Annotated in this window: 12 protein-coding genes; 3 read left to right on the top strand and 9 right to left on the bottom strand. The window is 64.3% G+C overall.

Annotated features, from left to right (window positions below; translation table 11 throughout):
- Positions 1-22: 22 nt before the first annotated feature.
- Positions 23-1096, bottom strand: coding sequence for an acyltransferase family protein (locus AB1286_RS09550; RefSeq protein ID WP_430363049.1), 1074 nt, complete (start codon positions 1094-1096; stop codon positions 23-25).
- A 17-nt stretch (positions 1097-1113) separates the two neighbouring features.
- The gene (locus AB1286_RS09545) at positions 1114-2445 is read right to left on the bottom strand and encodes a glycosyltransferase WbuB (RefSeq protein WP_430363048.1); all 1332 of its coding nucleotides are present in this window, start codon (positions 2443-2445) and stop codon (positions 1114-1116) included.
- A 252-nt stretch (positions 2446-2697) separates the two neighbouring features.
- On the opposite strand from AB1286_RS09545, the gene gmd reads away from it, so the two are divergent.
- The 3 genes from gmd to AB1286_RS09530 are packed head-to-tail and all read left to right on the top strand — an operon-like array spanning position 2698 to position 5435.
- On the top strand, positions 2698-3810 hold the full coding sequence (gene gmd / locus AB1286_RS09540; RefSeq protein ID WP_430363047.1) for a GDP-mannose 4,6-dehydratase: 1113 nt from the start codon (positions 2698-2700) through the stop codon (positions 3808-3810).
- A 3-nt stretch (positions 3811-3813) separates the two neighbouring features.
- The gene (gene fcl / locus AB1286_RS09535) at positions 3814-4791 is read left to right on the top strand and encodes a GDP-L-fucose synthase (protein WP_430363046.1); all 978 of its coding nucleotides are present in this window, start codon (positions 3814-3816) and stop codon (positions 4789-4791) included.
- On the top strand, positions 4788-5435 hold the full coding sequence (locus tag AB1286_RS09530; protein ID WP_430363045.1) for a putative colanic acid biosynthesis acetyltransferase: 648 nt from the start codon (positions 4788-4790) through the stop codon (positions 5433-5435). The genes fcl and AB1286_RS09530 overlap by 4 nt, the downstream gene beginning before the upstream one ends.
- A gap of 96 nt (positions 5436-5531) precedes the next feature.
- Here the strand turns inward: AB1286_RS09530 and AB1286_RS09525 are convergent, their stop codons facing one another.
- The 7 genes from AB1286_RS09525 to AB1286_RS09495 are packed head-to-tail and all read right to left on the bottom strand — an operon-like array spanning position 5532 to position 16232.
- Positions 5532-6746, bottom strand: a complete 1215-nt coding sequence (locus tag AB1286_RS09525; RefSeq protein WP_430363044.1) for a glycosyltransferase — start codon at positions 6744-6746, stop codon at positions 5532-5534.
- Positions 6743-8035, bottom strand: a complete 1293-nt coding sequence (locus AB1286_RS09520; protein WP_430363043.1) for a glycosyltransferase family protein — start codon at positions 8033-8035, stop codon at positions 6743-6745. The genes AB1286_RS09525 and AB1286_RS09520 overlap by 4 nt, the downstream gene beginning before the upstream one ends.
- Position 8036: 1 nt before the next feature.
- Positions 8037-9329, bottom strand: a complete 1293-nt coding sequence (locus AB1286_RS09515; protein ID WP_430363042.1) for a hypothetical protein — start codon at positions 9327-9329, stop codon at positions 8037-8039.
- A complete protein-coding gene (locus AB1286_RS09510; protein ID WP_430363041.1) occupies positions 9326-10384 on the bottom strand; it encodes a glycosyltransferase family 2 protein in 1059 nt (352 codons plus the stop codon). Before AB1286_RS09510 ends, AB1286_RS09515 begins: the two co-directional genes overlap by 4 nt.
- Before the next feature lie 33 nt (positions 10385-10417).
- Positions 10418-11887, bottom strand: coding sequence for a lipopolysaccharide biosynthesis protein (locus AB1286_RS09505; RefSeq protein ID WP_430363040.1), 1470 nt, complete (start codon positions 11885-11887; stop codon positions 10418-10420).
- The gene (locus AB1286_RS09500) at positions 11884-13959 is read right to left on the bottom strand and encodes a right-handed parallel beta-helix repeat-containing protein (RefSeq protein WP_430363039.1); all 2076 of its coding nucleotides are present in this window, start codon (positions 13957-13959) and stop codon (positions 11884-11886) included. Before AB1286_RS09500 ends, AB1286_RS09505 begins: the two co-directional genes overlap by 4 nt.
- Positions 13956-16232 (bottom strand): polysaccharide biosynthesis tyrosine autokinase, encoded by a 2277-nt coding sequence (locus AB1286_RS09495; RefSeq protein WP_430363038.1) that lies wholly within the window; start codon positions 16230-16232, stop codon positions 13956-13958. The genes AB1286_RS09500 and AB1286_RS09495 overlap by 4 nt, the downstream gene beginning before the upstream one ends.
- Positions 16233-16384: the final 152 nt, after the last annotated feature.

Raw genomic sequence — 16384 nt, 5'->3', positions numbered from 1 at the left:
CGTTTGGGGCCGCCTCCGGCTTTTACCTTCCGCCGCAGGCGAGTGCGGTGAATCTCGGGAACCGCACGCTCATCCTCGGATGGAGCGAAGCAAGTAGGGCGATGACGAACGCTGGAATCAGGAAGTAAAACCCCACCGCGACGTACGAAGAGTGCAGCGGAACCCACTTGAACGAAATCTTCCGGCAGATCGTGAGCAGCGGCTCGTGCGCGGCGAATACGAAGAAGCTCGTACCGCTCAGACGCACGAGATGGTTCTTGAGGTCGTCGGAGCGAATGGCGTATCGGGTCATCCACAACACGGATACCACGCCGAGCAGGATCGACACTTTATGGACGACCAAGTCTCCGGCGCTTCCGAAGCGAACGGCGTCGAACAGAAGCAGCGGAATATAAACGATCGTCGCGAGCGAGCCGATGCGATCGACGCAAAACGGCGTCATCCCCTTGATCGCCAGCCAGGCGCCGATCATAAAGAACAAGGTGGCATCGCTGGCCGGCACCGCGACCCACCAAATATTCGCGAGCCACAGACCCAATAAGGCGAGCAACAGCGGCGCGCCCAGACGCCGGCACAGCACATACACGAGCGGCGAGAGTAGCACCAGCACCATCAGATCTCGTATGAACCAGAACTGGTAGGAGATCGGCACGCCGTGGATCCCGAATATCAGATCGAGCAGCGCTTCTCCGTTCAAATGCGAGACGGGTGTGGTTTTGCCCGATAGAAACTTCGATGCGGCCGGGACCGATTGCGCGAGCGCAATGACGGTCAGTGTCGCCACGTTCCAGAAAATGAACGGGATCAGTAGCGTTCTCGAGCGCGATTTCAGCTTGCCGGCCAAGCTTTGGATCGTCGGTTGGAAATCGAGGAAAAACAAGTAGCCCGATATCAGAAAGAGCAAAGGGACCGATACGCGAGCGATGCCCTGCGAAACGATGTTTCTGACGAAGTCGAGCAGCGCGCCTGCGTGCGCGAACCCGATCGAGCTGCCGTGCAGCGTCGACGATAGATCGTAGTTGTGAATGAAAACGACCCCGACGATCAACGGGAACCGCAATATCTTCAACCTCAGCGAGGCCTCGTTGCTGAGCATCCTTGCCCTCCAGTCCTTCAGCGCGTCGTGACGGCGTCGGTCTCGGCGACGGCGACGCCGTCGTCGATCATTTCGACGGGGACGGCCGGCGTGCCGTAGTTCTCGAGTTCGCGCCGAGCTTTCGCCTTATAGGGCACGCGTGCGTGCAGCGCATTTGCGAACTCGCCCAATACCGCATCTCTCGATAGCACCGCCTGCGCGAATGCGCGGCCCATACGGCCGAGTTCCGCGCGCAAGGCCGCATCGTCGGCAAGATGCTCGATCGCCTGCGCCAACGCATGGGCATCGCCGGGCGGTATCACCCAGCCGCGCGGCGCGACCACTTCGTAAAGCTCGGTGCCCGGTTGCGCCATTGCGATCACGGGGCGCTCGCTCGCGAACATACCGGTCAGCTTCGACGGCATGACCAAGTCGGCGGCGTCGTTTCGTTGCGGCAGCACGTGGATGTCGGCGAGATTCATGAGCTCGTTCAGTTCTTCCGCCGGACGTAAATCGCTGAAGCGGCAGTTTTTCAGTTCGCCGCAGACGGCATGAATCGCCTCGCGCACGGGGCCGTTGCCGCAGAATACGAAGACGATGTCGTCGCGATTCACGAGTTCGACGGCGGCAGCGGCGAGGACTTCCAAGCCTTGTTTGACGCCCATGTTGCCGGAGTAGAGCACCACTATCGCATCGGCGCCGATGCGCAACGTCTCGCACAGCGCGCTGCGCCGGCCAAGCGGGCGAATCGCGGTGACATCGGCCCAGTTGGGGAAGTGTACGAGGCGTGCGGGATCGACGCCTTTGTCCTGCGCGCGCTCGAGCATCTTCTTCGAAATCGTGGAGACGGTATCGAAGCGCCGCAGCAGCGTGCGCTCGACCCAAAGCGCGGTGCGCTTCAATAGCGAGCCGTTCAGCACGCCTAGCTGAAATGCCGCGTCGACCTCGTAGTCTTGAATATGGACCCACGCATGCGCGCGGCATAGACGCGCCACGAGCCACCCGGTCGGTGCGTTGAGCATGCTCGGCGCGATGCACATCACGACGTCGGGCCGCCAAAACGCTTGCGCGAGCACGATCGGCAGGCTGGAGGCGGCGAAGCTCGCCAAATGAAAGATCCGGCGCACCCCGCGCGGACTATTCGGCACCCATAAGGGCGTGCGCCAGAGCGCGACGCCGTCGCGGCATTCGCGGTTATAGCGCAATGCCGAATAACCCTTTCCGATGCGCCACTGCGGGTAATAAGGCGGCGCGCAAACCACACGCACGTCGTGCCCGTGAGCCTGCAACGTCGCAGCCATTTCGGCGGTGTATTTGCCGATCCCGGTCAACTCCGGCGCATAGTTGATTCCATACACAAGAATCTTCATAAGCTCCCCGCTTGGCGCGATTTTCGATCGAAAATCGCCTATCACTTGTCCTTATCGCATCGTCTCCCAAGCCGGACGTCAATGCGCGCCAGCGTATCGCCTTGCGGAGCCAAGTGGGAGCGGGGGACTAAAAGGTTGGCGGTTATTTCCGGCTGGAATACGCCAACTTTCTGCGTGCCGCGCCAACCGCTTGCGCCGCTTTTCATGGAAGGGCATAACTAACGCGGTTTCTCTCCATATATAGAGCCCTCTATGCAGAAAGTCGCTTTGATTACCGGTGTCACGGGACAGGATGGCGCATACCTCGCCGAATTTCTGTTGTCGAAAAATTACACGGTGCATGGGATCAAGCGCCGCACATCTCTTTTCAATACAGAACGTATCGATCACCTCTATCAAGACCCGCACGAAAAAGACCGTCGCCTGATCCTGCATCATGGCGATATGACCGATTCGTCGAGCTTGATTCGGATCATCCAAGCGGTTCAGCCCGACGAGATCTATAACCTCGCCGCGCAAAGCCACGTCGCCGTGTCGTTCGAGGAACCGGAATACACCGCGAATGCCGACGGCCTAGGCGCACTGCGTATCCTCGAAGCGATTCGTATCCTCGGGCTCACGAAAAAGACGCGCTTTTACCAAGCATCGACGTCCGAGCTCTACGGCAAGGTGCAAGAGGTGCCGCAGAAGGAAACGACGCCCTTCTATCCGCGCAGCCCCTATGCCGTGGCGAAAATGTATGCCTACTGGATCACGGTGAATTATCGCGAGGCCTACGGCATTTACGCGTGCAACGGCGTGTTGTTCAATCACGAATCGCCGCTGCGCGGCGAGACGTTCGTCACCCGCAAGATCACTCGCGCGTTGGCGCGCATTTCGCTCGGCATGCAGGATTGCCTGTATCTGGGTAACCTCGATTCGCTGCGCGATTGGGGCCATGCCAAGGATTACGTGCAAATGCAGTGGCTGATGTTGCAGCAAGACAACCCCGAGGACTTCGTGATCGCGACCGGCGAGCAGCACAGCGTCCGCGAGTTCACGACGCGCGCCGCGCGTTCCCTCGGTATCGAGCTGATGTGGGAAGGCAAGGGCGAGCGCGAGGAAGGGATCGTCGTCGACGTGGGTGTCGATGCCCGCGTCAAGGTCGGCGACGTCCTGGTGCGCGTCGATCCGCGTTATTACCGGCCCACCGAAGTCGAGACGCTGCTCGGCGATCCGACCCGGGCGCGCGAGCGTCTCGGCTGGACGCCCACGACTAGCTTCGAGCAACTCGTCGAGGAAATGGTGCAGAAGGATCTCGCCGATGCGCGCAAGGATTACCTCGTGCGCAAGCACGGCTTCTCTGTGTTCGAGCGCAAGGAGTAGTGCATGACGACGACGAACAAGACGCGAATTTTCGTCGCCGGTCATCGCGGGATGGTGGGTTCGGCGATCGCGCGTCGGCTCGTCGCCGAGTCGCAGGTCGAACTGGTCGTGCGTACGTCCAGCGAACTCGATCTGACGAACCAGGCGGCGGTAAGCGCGTTCTTCGCCGACGAGCGGATCGATCAGGTGTATCTGGCCGCCGCGCGTGTCGGCGGCATTCGCGCCAACGACACCTACCCTGCCGAGTTCATCTACCGCAACTTGATGATCGAGGCGAATGTGATTCACGCCGCATGGGAAGCGGGCGTCAAGCAGTTGCTGGCGCTCGGTTCATCGTGCATTTATCCGAAATTCGCGCCTCAACCGATCGTTGAGGAGTCGCTGCTCTCGGGCGAGCTCGAGCCGACGAACGAGCCGTACGCGATCGCCAAGATCGCCGCGATCAAGCTATGCGAGTCGTACAACCGGCAGTACGGCGTGGACTATCGCAGTGCGATGCCCACGAACCTCTACGGTCCGGGAGACAACTTTCATCCGCTCGACAGTCACGTGATTCCCGCGCTGATCCGGCGCTTTCACGAAGCGAAAGTCGCCGGCGCGGCCAGTACGGTGCTCTGGGGCAGCGGCAACGCGAGGCGTGAGTTCTTGCACGTCGACGATCTCGCGCAGGCTTGCGTGATTGCGATGAACGTGCCGCGCGAGCGCTATTACAGCGTCGCCACCGAGCGCTGTTCTCATCTGAACGTCGGTTACGGCGACGATGTCACGGTTCGGGAATTGGCGGAGTTGATCGCGAGCGTCGTGGGCTTCGAGGGCCGCATCGAACAGGATCTCGACAAGCCCGATGGGACCCCGCGCAAGTTGATGAGCAGCGCCCGCATGATGTCGCTCGGCTGGCAGCCGAAGATCGATTTGAAGTCGGGCCTCGCGTCTACCTATGCGTGGTTTCTCGAAACGCAGCAGCAACAGGTCACCGCATGAGCGTAGCTAGCTCCGGCGCGTCGACGAATGCGCAAGGCGAGGCGCCGGAGACCGGCGCCGACGCCATGCCGCCGCGCATCCAAGACCTGTCGGCGTTCAAGGTTCCTGCGGATTTTCGGGGCAGGCCGGGCTGGTACGTGCAACTGTGGTGGATTGCCGATGCGCTGCTCTTTCGGCCTTCGCCGCAGGTGCTCTATGGCTGGCGGCGCACGCTGCTGCGCTGGTTCGGCGCCCGCGTGGGCGCCGGCGCGATCATTCGGCCGAGCGCCCGCATCACTTATCCGTGGAAGGTGTCGATCGGCGAGCACGCTTGGATCGGCGACGACGTCACGCTCTACAGTCTCGGCCAGATCGAGATCGGGGCGCATGCCGTCGTATCGCAGCGCTCCTATCTTTGCGCGGCCGATCACGACTATAGGCGCCGGACGTTCCCGATTCGCGCTCGCGCCGTCACGATCGGCGCCCAAGCTTGGGTTGCCACAGACGTGTTCGTTGCACCGGGTGTCACGATCGGCGAAGGGGCTATCGTCGGCGCGCGCAGTACCGTGCTGCGAGATCTGCCCCCGCGCATGGTTTGCTACGGGTATCCCGCGCTCGCCGTGCGTCCTCGCGAGTGCCTCGACATCGGTCACGAATCCAAATAGCCGGCGGCCAATCGCGGGCAGCCAATCGCCGATACCTTTACCGCCTCTCGCTAAATTCCCGTTCGTCTCGGCCGAGGCGAACGGGACCTACCGCATTCAGGCGTTCGATCCCGGTGGCGACGCGAACGCTGCGCCATATTCGCCAGGCGTCGCCTCCGTACCTGCAATGAGCTTGACCAATTTGCGTGCGGCACCTTCGATCCGAAATTCCCGGTGGTAGCAGTCAAGTGCCCGCCCGCGCATTTCGGCGATCTCGGCCGGCCCCACCGTGTCGCACCACGTCGCGATGCCCGAGCCGACGCCATCGAGCGTGTCTTTGACGATGACCCCCGCGCCCGATGCGGCGACTTCGCGCCAAATGTTCACGCAATCGGTCGTGATCACCGGGGTAGCGGACGCCAACGCCTCGACGACCGCGATTCCGAAGTTCTCCTGGTGCGAGGGCAGCACGAACACCTCGGCTGCGCGTAGCGCCGCCCATTTGACGGCGCCGCTCAGCATGCCGGTCCAAACGACTTGCGATTCGATGCCGCGCGCCTGCACGATGCGCTTGAGCGCGGCAATCGTGGCATCGTCTCCGGGCCCCGCGATCACGAGCCGCACATCCGGATGGCGCGATGCCACTTGGGCGAATGCTTCGATGAGCAGATCGCAGCCCTTCTTCTCATGAATTCTCGATAGGAAGAGCAAGATGCGCTTGCCGCGCAGTTCGGGGTAGGCCGCAAGGAACGCCGCGCCGCCCGTCGCGTCGTCGGGCGGCGGAGCGATGCCGAATCCGGTCACCTCGAGCGGCATGCGGCGATCGAGAAACGGTTCGCGCGCCAGTTCGAGTTCGGTACGGCAGGTGAACAATACGGCGCGCGCGGCGCGAAATACCCACCGTTCCGCGAGTGCCCAATAGACCCGCTTCTTGAGATGCTTACGCGGGTAGGTGCGTTGAAACCACGGATCGAGCATGCCGTGCGGGAACACGAATAGCGGCGTGCCCGAACGGCCGGCACCGTAGCGGGCGGCAATCGACTGGAATTGCCAAATGCCGTGCACGACGATCGCGTGATAGTCGCCCGCGTGCGCTCGTAGCCAACGCACCGCATTCATACTTAGGCCGTAGGTGCCGCGCGCCGGTCCCAATCGGTGAACCGTGCCTTGCAGCCGATCGCTCACCGGTGAGTCGGGACCGTCGAGCGACGCGACTTCGCCGACACACCCATAGGGCAGCATGTGGTTGACGAGTTGCACCACGGCTTCGGCGACGCCGCCGGCGCGTGGATCCAAGGAGCGCACGACGTGCAGCACACGCAAATTCTTCATTCGTTTTCCGTGGTGGCAGGCGTGAGAGGGGCATGCTCGCGCGCGCGTTCGATGACGGCGTTCGCACCCGAGTCGGCCGGCCGCAGCGCCGGTCTCGACTGCGGCGCGGTGTCGGCCACGACGTCGAGAAATTCGATCAGGCGCGCACCCACTTCGCGGCGCCCGCAAGTGGCCTCGATGACGTGCCTTCCTTGCTCGGCGACCCTTCGATGCGCGTCGGGGTTCTCGACGATCGATGCGATCCGATGCGCAAGGGCGTCGGGTGTGGCCTCGCGTATCAACGCGGCGCTGTCTTCGTCGAAAAGCAGACTCACATCGCTGACATCGGTGCTGAGCACAAGTAGCCCTTGGCTCGCGAACTCGACCACCTTCGAAGGGAAGGTCGTCGTGGCCAGTTCGGTGCCGGGAATCCGAAGCGATAGGCCCACATCGGCCCCCGCGAGCAGTTGGCGATACTCGTGCGGCCCGATGTCCTGATGCAGTTCCACGCATACGCCCACCGTTGCCATTTCGCGGGCCAGCGTCTCGAGCGTTTGGCCGCCGCCGAAGCCGCTGACGACGAAGCGCACGCGGTTCGCCAACGCACGGTACAACTTCGCGAACCGCCGTACGCCTTCGGCAAAGAGATAAAGGCCGGTGTCGGTTTCGATCGTGCCGCCGTAGAGGAACGTGATGGGCGTGCCGAATGCGCGAGGCGGCGTGGCCTGCGCGGCACAAACGCCGTTCACGACGCAAGCGTCGTCGATCGAGAGCGATTGCGCGAGCTCGCGCGACACGACGATCGCGCGCTCGCTGCATAGGCGTTTGAGTACCCGCAGGCTTGCGCGCGTGACGAAGCCGCGCAAGTCGTTTTCGTCCGAGCGCGGACCGTCCTCGATATCGAGCAACACACGCTCGCGCCCGAGGCGTAGACGTAGCCATGCTGCTACGAGGATGTATTCGGGGAAGTAGTTGTACAGAACGACGACATCGTCGCGCTTGACCTGTTGCCATGCGAAGCGCAAGTAGCAAAACGCGGCGAATATGCGGTTCAGGCCGCGCAAACTAATGGCCGGCAAATAGGCGCACGGCAGACTTGCATCGCGGCAGGCGAACCCTGCGAAGAATTTACGGTCGCGGCTGGCCGTGACGATCGGCGAGCTGACGATCACTGCGCGGCGCGCATGCGCGCGCATTCCGGCGACCATCCCGACGACCTTGTGGGCGGCCGCCCCCACGAGAAATCGCTGCCGCTGACGCTCGTTGTAGTGCGGCAGCATGATCGGTGCGAAAAAGAACTGGCGAGCCAAGTCAGATCTCCGGAATGGGAAGCGGGGGGCGCGCCGCTGCCGGCGCGGGAAAACGCGGCGGGGCCGATTCGCGCACGAACGGCGCCTGGCGCGGCGCAGTGGCGCGATAGCGGCCGTGGCGCGCGATCTGGATGGCGAAAACGATGATCACGAGCTTGTCGAAGTTCAGCTCGGCACCGTTTTGCGCCAGCACGAACAGCATGAACAGCCCGGCGACGCCGCCGCCCGAGGCTCGCCATAACAGCAGCAACAGCGGCAGTGCGAGCCAACCGTAAGCGAATACGAGGTTGAACACGCCGTTCTGGAACGGCTCGTCCTGAAACGGCACGATGAGCCGGTGTCGCACGAAGTACGATTCCGCGGCGGAAATCGGCACGCCGAACGGGGCATGCGCGAATACGTCGCCGAGCAACTGGAACGGCTGGGCCAGTCGAATGGCCACCGAGGGGTCGTCGCCCGAGACGATTCGTTCGATTCGCCCCGTGCTCTTCATGGCAGCCGCCGGCAACGCACCGGTCTCGACCGCGAGCAAGCCCGCACTCAACGCGAGCACGCCCGCCGCGAGCGCGAACGATTTCGGCACGCGCGAGGCGTGGAACGCGGCGAAGATCAGCAGGTTGGAGGTTAGACCGAAATAGGTTTGGGCCAAGAACGAGGTGGCGAGCGCGGTGAACAGCGCGAGCCAGCGCAGCCTCGGACGAAGCGTGTGCAAGCACAGGAACTGAAGCAGCAACGTCATGCAGCCGAGGTACGAAGGCTCGGAGAATGCCGCCGCCGGCCGAATCGTCCATGCGTACCCGTGCTCGCGCGCATGCTCGACCCATGCGCTGGCGAGCGCCTGATCGTCGGGATTAGTGAATAGGCGCTGCGGCGGAAAGAGCGCGATGCCCTTCTTGGCGGCAACCCATTGCACCGCGGTGACGAGGAACAGCGCGATCAGCATGCCGAGCGCGAAGCGGCCGTCGAAGCGGTGTGCGGCATGCTTTGGCGCGCCCCATAACGCCGCGAACAGGAAGAGCAGCCCTACGGCGAAGCGCGCCTCGCGCGGCAAGATCGGCTCATCGGGCAACACCACGGCACAAAACACGAGGCTTGCGCCCGTCGCGATCAGCGCCATCGCGATGGGCAGCGGGACGATCCGCAACCGGGTGTTCCAAGCGGTCCACAGGAAAAGGACCGTGGCGACCGATAGGAAGTAGCTCTTGCCATATTGGATGGCCGGCAACATCAGTATCAGGCCGTGCGCGAAGCGATTGCCGCGCCACGCCGCGAGCAAGGCACGCAGCTTCTTCATGACTGTAGGCTCCGTGCGGCCGATTCGGCGTCGAGCTCGTCGGGCCGCAACGTTTCCACGCGCCGGACTTCTTGCAGCCAACGATAGAGCCCGCGCCCGACGCGCGGACCGAGTACCCCGATGGCGAGCCAAAATAGGCTGCGCGAGGAGATGCGATCGCGCCAAGCGGCGCGGGCAAAGTGGCCCACTGCCGCGGTATGTCGATGCGCGAGCGCGGCGCGCCCGTTGGCGATCAGAGCGTCCACGTGCATGCGCCTGCGGAACGCCTCGAAGTCTTGAAACGCGGCCATTGCGGTGCCCCACTTGCGTTCGAACGCAGCGAGTCCCTTCAGACGTCGATCGATATTCACGCTGGTACGGTCGCCGCTGTGCTGGATGAATTCGACGAGCGGCGTCGGCACGTAACGCAATTGGCCGAACTCGAGACAGCGCAGCCACATGTCGTAGTCTTGAAAACTCGGCAGGCTTTCGTCGAATAGACCCGCCTCCAGCAGCACGTCGCGGCGCACGAGCGCCAAGCTCGTCGAGGTCGGGCATACGCCCGATAGCGCCATCTCGCGCGTGAGTACGGGCTCGAAGCCGCGGCAACTGACGGCGCGCCCGAACACGAAGTCGATCTCGATATAGGAGCACAGCGCACCGATGCAGACGTCTTGCGTCAGCAGTGCGATTTGCTCGGTCAGCTTTTCGGGCAGCCAACGATCGTCGTCGTCGAGAAAACCGATCAACTCGCCGCGTGCGCTCAAGATGCCGGTATTGCGTGCACCGCACGCACCCTTGCCGCGCGCGTTGCGCAGCAGCCGCACGCGCGGGCCGAACGGCTCGAGCACTTCACGCACGCGCTGCTGTTCCTGCGGGTCGGTGTTGTCGTCGACGACCAGCACCTCGACGTTCGAGTAGCGTTGGGCGAGCACGCTGCGCACGGCGCGCGGCAACATGTCGGCGCGCTTGAACGTGGGGATGATCGTGGAGACGAGCGGCTGCGAGCTGAGCGGGGGGAGCGCGCTATGGCTCGCTTCGGCTGCGCGCGCATGCTCGTCGCGTCGGGTTTGCATCGGTAACCTCCGGTCAGGATGCCGCTCGGCGGCTCACAAGGTGGGCTCGCCGCGCGGTACGCGCAGCCGCAGCGTACGCAGCAGGGAGCCGCACTGGGTCGGGTGGAAACGGCTCAGATGCCACAGGCCGTACAGTGCGCCGACGGCGCCCGCGATCACGAGCCGCGCGAGCGGCGGCAATTCGGCGGTGTCCGCCAGCAGGGAGTCCATGGCGAACGAGCAAAGGAAAACGCCGGCGCCGAGCAGGATCGGCGCGCCCACCGCTCGCAGCAGCGCCATGCGTTTGAGTGCGAGCAGGTGCGCAATGCACGCGAGGTAAAACGGTGCGGTCGTCAGCGTCGCGACGAGATAGCCGGCCGCGATGCCTTGTAGGCCCCAATGCGAACCGACGAGCCAGCAGGCGATATGCACAGCCGTGTTGCCGAAATTGATCCACAAGAGCGAGCCGGTGCGCCCTTTGACCATGAACGCCGCGGGTGCCGTGCTGAGCACGGATTGCACGAAGCCGACCGGCGCGAGCCACAAGAGCAACTGCCCGACCTCTTCCCAACGGGGCCCAAGCGCGACGGCGACGAACGGTACGCGCAACGCCATCAAGCCGCCCATCAACGTGGCCGTCAGCAACCCGACGAACGAGGTGCTCGACAGCCACGTGGCGGCCAGCCGTTGCGGCTCGCTTTGCTGCATGGCGAGCACCGGATAGAGCGACTTCGATGCGACGAGGGAAACGTTTTGCAGCGGGTACAGCATGATTCGGAAGGCGAGGGAATAGGGCCCGAGTGCGCGCGCGCCGAGCAGCCTGCCGACGATGATCGAATCGGAATTGCGTTGCAGATACATGAGCAGATTCGACAACGTCAGATTCGACGAGAACGCGAAGATGCGTTTCAGTTGGGCGGTGTCGCATTTGAACGAGGGACGCCAGGGCGAAGCCAGAAACAACTGCACCGACGACAAGCACGCTTGCACGATCGCCTGAAGCACGAGGCTCAGTGCGCCGAGCCCCGCATGCGCGGCGACGATCGCCGCGATCATGCCGCTCGTGTAGGACACGACATCCGCGCGCGCCGTGATCCGAAAGCGCGATTCGCGTTCGAGCAAGGCTTGGTGCGCGGCACCGAAGCTCATGATCGGGAAGGTCACCGCGAGTCCGTAGAGAAGATGGGCTAGCGGTGCGGCGTCGAACGCGCGGGCGAGCGGGATCGCCGTTGCGACGACGATGAGCGCGACGACCGTGGCGACGGTCAAGTTGAGCCAGAAAATCGCGTCGACCAGAGAGTGATCGAGCGTGCGTGCGCGAATGATCGCCGGTCCCGTGCCCATGTCGCGCAGCAACCCGGCTAGACTCGTCACAACCGTGGCGAGCGCCATCATGCCGAAGTCCGCGGGGCCGAGCAGCCGCGAGAGGATGCCGATGCCGACCAACTGCACCAGCGCCTTCACGACCTGCGCGGCGCCGAGCCAGCGTGCATTGGCGCCTACCGAGGGTTCTTTGCGCGTCATCGAGCACTCCGCATCGGCGCGATCCGCGCCGACGGCTCGAAGCCACTGGACAACGCCGGCGAGTTGGGCGAGAGCGTCAATGCCGGCAGCGAATCGCGCGCGTCGTTGGACATCGGCTGCGCAAACCGCACATCGGCCGAGCCGTACGTCTGCTCTTCCTGCACATAGGGCTTCGCGCCGCTGTCGATGTCGAACCGCAGGCCGCCGATGACCGCGTTGTGCGAGAGCACGGTGCCCTTGGGTGCGCCCGGCGCATCCGACATCACATGGGCAAGGGCCGGATAGCGCATCGCATACGGCCCCGTCTCGACATGCCGGCTCGCGAGCCGGCTGCGCAGCTGACTATTCGGGTTGGCAACTTCGTTCTTTTGCCACGACAAACCGCGCGAATCGACGTGAACTGCCGGCGCGCAATCGACGAACAAGTTATGCTCGACATGGTTGTCGCGACCGCCGCCGATGAACACGGCTTGATTGACGCGCGCGAACACGTTGCTGCGGATCGTAATGCCGCTCGCCTGATCGTCGAGATAGATGCCCATCGTCGCGTTCGGGCGCGACGGCGAGCCGATGTCGTGCAAGAAGTTGTTGTCGATGACGGTGCCGCGCGCGGTCCAGTCCCGGCCCGTGTAGATCGCGCCGGAGTCGCTCGATTCCCTCACGACGCTGTAGATCGTGTTGCCCTCGATCCGATGGTCGTTGCCGGTGAAGACGATGGCGGCGTGGGGGCCGTTATGGATGACGCTGTGTTCGATGCGATCGCCGACCCCTGCAATGCTGATGGCGGGTCGATAGGAGTAAGCGAGCCGCGCGTAGTCGTCGAACGTGCTGTCCGCGACGACGACGTTACCCGGCGTAAGGTGATTTTGATCGCCGGCCGTGATCGATAGGCCGCCTTGGCCCGTTCGTTCGACGAGCAAGCCGACGAAGCGGCTGTTGGTGGCGCTCGACACGAGCGCACGCGCGCCCGTGTTGCGAATTGCCACGCGCTCGAGCGCGAGATTGCCGCCGCCTTGCAACGTCACGGCGTCGCCGCGCGACATGTCGAACGTGACGTCGCTCACGACGACGCCCGACGCATTGTCCATGCGTAGCAGCGTATCGGTGACCGATCCTTCGATTTCGTTCTCGCCGCCCGGCGCCGGCGGCCAGACGTAGACGCGTCCCGCCCGGCGGTCCAAGTAGTATTCGCCGGGTGCGGCGAGTTCGGACAGCGCGTTTTCGATCACCACCCGCTGCCCGGCTTTGATGCCGAGATTGGGCGCGCGCGCGAGCGTCAGCACGCCGCCTCTAGGGTCGACTGCGCTGACCGACAGCGTCTCGTCGGCCCAGTCCCGCGCCCAATAGCCCATTGCGCGCAGATCGGGCTCACCGCTCCAGCGCGCCGCATTGGCGCCTGTGACGGTGAAGCGGGTGCCGCCCGCTCCGTCGGGGGTGGAGCCGATCGTCGCGTAGCCTTGCTGCGGCCAGCGCGCTAGCGTCAGCGGCCGGTCGCGGTAGAACAATTCGAGCTCCGCCGGTTGCACCGGAATGGCGAAGCCGTACGGCGCGAACGTCGCCGGCAGCGAGATGCCGTTGGCCGCTAGATCGGTCACGCGCACGGCGCCGCGCGCGGCTGCGGGCAGGCGGGCAAGCACGGCAGGGTCGCGTACCGGCGCCCAACCGTGCAGTACGCGGGCGCCCGAGATCACGGCGTGCGCATCGCGCGGCCCGTGTATCGCTATCGGCGTGCCGCGCCAGCCCGCACCCAGCGTGACGGTCAGCGGAGCCGCCAGCCGATAGGTGCCCGGCGCAAGATCGATATCGACGCGGCTGACGTTGGCGCCCATGCGCGCCTTGTCGCTCGCGAGCAGCGCCAAGGCGTCGCGCAGCGACGGTTGCCCGGCGAGCGCGGGCCCGCTCGGCTGTATCGCGCCCGCCGTATGCGTCGCCGCGAGCCGCGCTTCTTGGTCGTTCGTGCGCTCAGCGCTGACGTGCAACTCGAGCACGTCAGCGCTCGTGGTGCTCGTCACGCACGCTGTCGAAAACGCGGCTGCGGCGATGGCGGCCGCGATACCGATCTGCCTTCTCATTTACGTACCTCGGGTGGGAGTGCTTCGACCAACACTTCGTGCGGCATGCTGCCCTTGTGCTGCGCATAGTGCGATCGATACCGGTAGGCATGCAGACCCGTGCTGGGATGGAAACCGTTGAGCACCACGCCTTTGAGCAGCACGCCCGCTCGCGTCAGCCGTTTGGTTGCCTCGGCGAGCCGGGCTGCCGTGGTGACGCGATGCCGCGCGACGATGAGCGCCGTGCCCGCGTGTTGGCCGAGCGTTGCGGCATCGTCCACGGGCAGGGCCGCCGGCGAATCGATGATGACGACGTCGTAGTTCGCGCTGGCCGCGCGCACGAGTTCGCCGAGCGGCGGGCTGAGCAGCAACTCCGACGGATTCGACGGAATGCTGCCGCGCGTGATCAGATCGAGCTTCGGTAGCACCTCGCGATGCACGACTTGCTCGAGCTTGGCGTCGCCGCCGATGAGCTCGGAGAGTCCCGGCGCGGCCGACACGTTGAAATGCCGGCCGAGGTCGCCGCGACGCAAATCGCCATCGATCAGCAGCACGCGCTGATGCGATGCGGCCAGGACTGCGGCGAGGTTCGCGCTCGTGAACGATTTGCCGACATTGGGCTCTGCGCCCGAAATCAGCACGACGTTGTTATGCGCCTCGGGCAGCGTGGTGCGCAATGCGGAGCGCAGGCTGCGCAAGCTGTCGACGGTGAGCGAATCGCCCTGCGCGTGTGCGAGGACCGGGACGCCTGCCGTTTTCGTGCGGCGTTTGTCGAGGCGCGCTTGTTCGCTGCTGAACAGCACGCTTGCGAGTACCGGCAGGCCCGATACCGCTTCGATCTCGCTCGGCTGCGTGATGCCGCCGAACAGGCGTTGGCGTACCCAAGCGATCGCGATACCGACGCACAGTCCGATGATGGCTGCGAGCGCCACCACGAGCGGGCGTTTGGGCTTGACGGGCCGGTCGGCCGGCGTCGCCCGATCGACGATGCGCGCGTTGCCTTTACTCGCGCGTGCCAGATCGAGTTGCTGGAGGTTGTTGAGCAGGCCCGTATAGAGCTCGGTGTTGACCTTGACGTCGCGCTGCAAGCGCACTTGGGTCTGTTCCAACTCCGGCAGTTGGCGCGTTTGCGCGTCGATTTGCGCGAGCCGCCCGCGTAGCGTGGCGATTTGGGCGTCGACGGCTTGAACCGAAGCATGCTGCGGCGTAAAGCTCGCCAGAAGCTCGCTGCGTTTTTGTTCGAGTTCGGTCAATCGAGTTTGCGCATCGACCGATTGTTGCAACACGTTGGTGTCTTGCGCGCCCAAGTCGAGCGTCATGTGTTGCGCGCGGAACGCGTTGTAGGCGTCTTCGGATTCCTCGAGCTGGTGCTTGAGCCGGGGCAGTTCGCGATTCAGAAATTCGATCGAACGCTGCGCTTCCACCGAACGGCGCTCGGCATCTTGCGCGACGTACTCGTCACCGATGTCGTTCAGCACGTTGGCCACTTGTTGCGAGTCCGAGCCCAACAGCGATGCGCGGATCAGATCGGAGTCCTTGCCGGGCAGCGTGACTTGCATGGCGCGCTGGAGATCGTCGACCGCCGTGACCACCGCGACGCGCGAAAGCTTGAACGCCGCGCCGGGGCGGCCCTCGAGCGTCGTCACCACGAGCCGGATCGGCCCAAACGGGGTGGTGACGTTCAAGGGCTCGCCCACGCGGCCCGAGGCGGCGATGTCCACGTCGATGTCGCTGAACGAGGCGAGCAGACGGTAACGTCCGCCGTCTTCGGCCACGAGCTTAAACCGCCTGCCGTAAAGCTGCGCCGGCATCTCGAACGTGCCGAGCTCCGCACGCTCGGCTCCCCAAACGAAGCCGCCCCAGCCGAGCAGGCCGGGACTGGACAGCGAAAGGTCGTGCTCGCGATGCTTACGCTCGGCGACCCAACGGCCGAAGAGCGGGAAATAGCGCGGCTCGGCGCGAACGTTCAGGTGGTACTTCTCCACGACGCGCGATAAGACGAGACGGGAGTTCAGAATCTCCATCTCGTCGGACGTCGCCGTTTTCTGATCGAACATTTGCTGGACGTTCTCGAGCACACTCGTCGGGCTCGTCGGATTGTCCTCCTCCACCTGTACGAGCATGTCGGACTGGAACGTCGGCCGAGCGAATATCGCGTAGGTGAGGCCGAGCAACGTCATGACCACCGTCAGTACGACGATCATCACGCGATTGGCGTGCAGTAGGTCCCATAGCGGGCCGGCATCCAGCTCGCTGCGCGGTTCGTAGGCGGCGAATCCGGGAGTCGGTCTCAAAACGTACCTGCCGGCTCCCGGGTCGGACAAAGGCTGGTGCGACGGTTCAAGCGGTCGGTCCACGTTTTTCGACTCCGAATGATGATTGACGGCGAGTGCAATGCCGGTAAAGGCGCTTCGCTTAAGCGCGAAAGCCTGCAAGACACTCGCGC

The organism is Trinickia sp. NRRL B-1857 (genome assembly GCF_050470685.1).
Classification (GTDB): domain Bacteria; phylum Pseudomonadota; class Gammaproteobacteria; order Burkholderiales; family Burkholderiaceae; genus Trinickia.
This window is presented reverse-complemented; position numbering and strand designations above follow the sequence as displayed.

What these genes read in the sequence shown, in the direction of transcription:
- gmd (WP_430363047.1), top strand. Translation starts at nt 2,698, where the DNA reads ATGCAGAAAGTCGCTTTGATTACCGGTGTCACGGGACAGGATGGCGCA.
- AB1286_RS09510 (WP_430363041.1), bottom strand. Translation starts at nt 10,384, where the DNA reads ATGCAAACCCGACGCGACGAGCATGCGCGCGCAGCCGAAGCGAGCCAT.
- AB1286_RS09500 (WP_430363039.1), bottom strand. Translation starts at nt 13,959, where the DNA reads ATGAGAAGGCAGATCGGTATCGCGGCCGCCATCGCCGCAGCCGCGTTT.
- fcl (WP_430363046.1), top strand. Translation starts at nt 3,814, where the DNA reads ATGACGACGACGAACAAGACGCGAATTTTCGTCGCCGGTCATCGCGGG.
- AB1286_RS09525 (WP_430363044.1), bottom strand. Translation starts at nt 6,746, where the DNA reads ATGAAGAATTTGCGTGTGCTGCACGTCGTGCGCTCCTTGGATCCACGC.
- AB1286_RS09545 (WP_430363048.1), bottom strand. Translation starts at nt 2,445, where the DNA reads ATGAAGATTCTTGTGTATGGAATCAACTATGCGCCGGAGTTGACCGGG.
- AB1286_RS09530 (WP_430363045.1), top strand. Translation starts at nt 4,788, where the DNA reads ATGAGCGTAGCTAGCTCCGGCGCGTCGACGAATGCGCAAGGCGAGGCG.
- AB1286_RS09505 (WP_430363040.1), bottom strand. Translation starts at nt 11,887, where the DNA reads ATGACGCGCAAAGAACCCTCGGTAGGCGCCAATGCACGCTGGCTCGGC.
- AB1286_RS09550 (WP_430363049.1), bottom strand. Translation starts at nt 1,096, where the DNA reads ATGCTCAGCAACGAGGCCTCGCTGAGGTTGAAGATATTGCGGTTCCCG.
- AB1286_RS09515 (WP_430363042.1), bottom strand. Translation starts at nt 9,329, where the DNA reads ATGAAGAAGCTGCGTGCCTTGCTCGCGGCGTGGCGCGGCAATCGCTTC.